The sequence below is a fragment of the Flavobacterium plurextorum genome, assembly GCF_002217395.1.
Taxonomy (GTDB): domain Bacteria; phylum Bacteroidota; class Bacteroidia; order Flavobacteriales; family Flavobacteriaceae; genus Flavobacterium; species Flavobacterium plurextorum.
The window spans coordinates 10281-11568 of record NZ_MUHD01000052.1 but is presented as its reverse complement, the minus strand read 5'-3'; the positions used below and the strand labels follow the sequence as shown (position 1 = coordinate 11568).

The window sequence follows — 1288 nt, the reverse complement described above, 5'->3', positions numbered from 1 at the left end:
AAATAGTACGAATTAAAATGAGATTTAGCGAAAAAAATTAAAAAAAGTCAAACCAACACCTTATCAATAGTCTAATTTTAAACATAACATAATTATTAACACATATAATTTTATTTTTCACATCCAAAGCAAAAAAAGAAGAAAATACAATCAAAAAAAAGAGTATACTTTTCTTTGTTTTATTTTTTTATTTCGAATTACAAATGATCTTATTTGATTTTTTTTTCAAAACCTTACGCTTTACTCTTCATCAATTATGATATATTCTTCTCTTTAGGATAGCTCTTTAACCGTAAATTTTTATGGAATAATTGAACTTATTACGAAACGCTGATTTAGAGATGACTTATGACAAATTATCAGCTGTCATTTTGCAGACTATTAGATTTCCATTGAGGAAATATGTAAACACTAATATCTTTACTTAGATCCCGCTTATTTATCGGACTAAAGAAAATATGTTTACAGCTGTATTAAACAACTTTCTGCTCTTGTTAAAAAATGAATAGGAAAAAGATTTAGTAGATCTAAATAATAGATTTTCAAAAAATGTACGCTCAGATGAAAAGAAAAAAGAAATCACCAAAACAAGTTAAAAAAAAAGAAAATAAAAGAAGAAAAATGAACCTTAAAACTAAAACAAGTTTTAAAAAATTGAATATTTGAAACACACGATCTGATAGGTGTTCAAATAAAAAAAGGTTATTTCACTTCATCGTGAGACAGCCTTTTCTTCTTTTTGTTTGTATTTAAGGGATATATGATCCAAAATAAAAAATCCTTCGAAATAAATTCGAAGGATTTCTTTAAATAGTTTTTGTAAATTATTATAAATACAAAAAATTAGTATTTAACGTACTCTTTAATTTCTAATCCGTATCCAATCATACCGACACGTTTGGTTTGCTCTGAATTCGACAATAATCTAATTTTGGAAATATCAATATCATGCAATATCTGTGCACCAATACCAAAATCTTTTGTATCCATCTTTATTTGTGGTGCTTTGAATTCGCCTTCAGCCTGTAAAGCTTTCAATTCTAACAAACGGTTTATGAAGTCTGTTGGCGGAGCCTCCTGATTGATAAACAAAACAGCTCCTTTGCCTTCCTGATTGATCAATTGAAACATGTTATCCAGCTTTTTGTCAGCATCATTGGTAAGCGTACCCAATATATCATTATTTATTGTTGTAGAATTGATTCTCGTTAGAATTGGTTCTCCAGTATTCCAAGTTCCTTTGGTAAGCGCAATGTGGATTTGTTTGTTAGTTGTTTGCTGATAAGCC

At 28.1% G+C, this 1288-nt stretch carries 1 pseudogene; it reads right to left on the bottom strand.

Features of this window, described 5'->3' with window-relative positions:
- Positions 1-843: 843 nt before the first annotated feature.
- Positions 844-1288: pseudogene (locus tag B0A81_RS21890) on the bottom strand (bifunctional 3,4-dihydroxy-2-butanone-4-phosphate synthase/GTP cyclohydrolase II); the annotation flags it as partial.